1 protein-coding gene is annotated in these 1,023 nt (G+C 73.9%); it reads left to right on the top strand.

All coding sequences use genetic code 11. The features are described from left to right. Window positions 1-175 precede the first annotated feature (175 nt). On the top strand, window positions 176-1,023 hold an 848-nt coding region (locus GPJ59_RS36490), incomplete at its 3' end, for an RNA polymerase sigma factor (protein WP_219672388.1).

Here is a 1,023-nt window from a genome sequence, read left to right as displayed (position 1 = left end):
CCGCGGTCTCGTGGGCTCGGAGAGGTGTATAAGGGACAGGCCTCACGCCGCACCGCCGCAGCCCACGCCGACCCTCGAAAAGATTTTCTTCGGTCAAAAGTGTTATCGGCGTCCGACTCGACGGTCTCCCAGGTATTGGGCATCATCGACCGGCGGCACGGACAGGGATCATCACATGAGTACACAGCAGCACACGGCAGCGCTCGTCGCGGCGGCGCGTGCCGGCGACACGTACGCGCAGGACGAGCTCGTGGCGGCCCACCTGCCGCTCGTCTACAACGTCGTCGGACGCGCCCTGAACGGCTCGGTCGACGTGGACGACGTGGTGCAGGACACGATGCTGCGCGCCCTGGACGGCCTCGGTGCCCTCCGCTCCGACGAGAGCTTCCGGTCCTGGCTGGTGGCGATCGCGATGAACCGGGTACGTGCGCACTGGGAGGCCCGCCGACCCTACGCCGAGGGCGGCCTGGACGAGGCCGGCGACCTGGCCGACCCGGGCGCCGACTTCGTGGACCTGACCGTCGTACGGCTGCAACTGGCCGGGCAGCGCCGGGAGACCGCCCGGGCGACCCGCTGGCTGGAGCCCGACGACCGGGCGCTGCTGTCGCTGTGGTGGCTGGAGTGCGCCGGGGAGCTGACCCGGGAGGAGGTCGCCCGGGCGCTGGAGCTGCCGCCGCAGCACACGGCGGTGCGGGTGCAGCGGATGAAGGCCCAGCTGGAGGCGGCCCGCGTGGTCGAGCGGGCGCTGGAGGCGAACCCGCCGTGCGAGGCGCTGCGGACGGTGCTGGCGGGCTGGGACGGCCGGCCGTCGACGCTGTGGCGCAAGCGGATCGCGCGGCACGCCCGGGAGTGCATGCGCTGTTCGGGCCTGTGGAGCGGGCTGATGCCGGCCGAGGGGCTGCTGGCCGGTCTGGCGCTGGTCCCGGTCTCGGTGGCGCTGCTCGCGGCCGTGCGGTCGGCGGGCGGGTTCGCCCCGGTCGGCGCGGCCTACCCGGCGGACCTGGCCGGGGCGGGGCGCGCCAC

This window comes from Streptomyces bambusae (genome assembly GCF_019400985.1).
In the GTDB taxonomy this organism is placed as follows: Bacteria; Actinomycetota; Actinomycetes; order Streptomycetales; family Streptomycetaceae; genus Streptomyces; species Streptomyces bambusae_A.
This window is presented reverse-complemented; position numbering and strand designations above follow the sequence as displayed.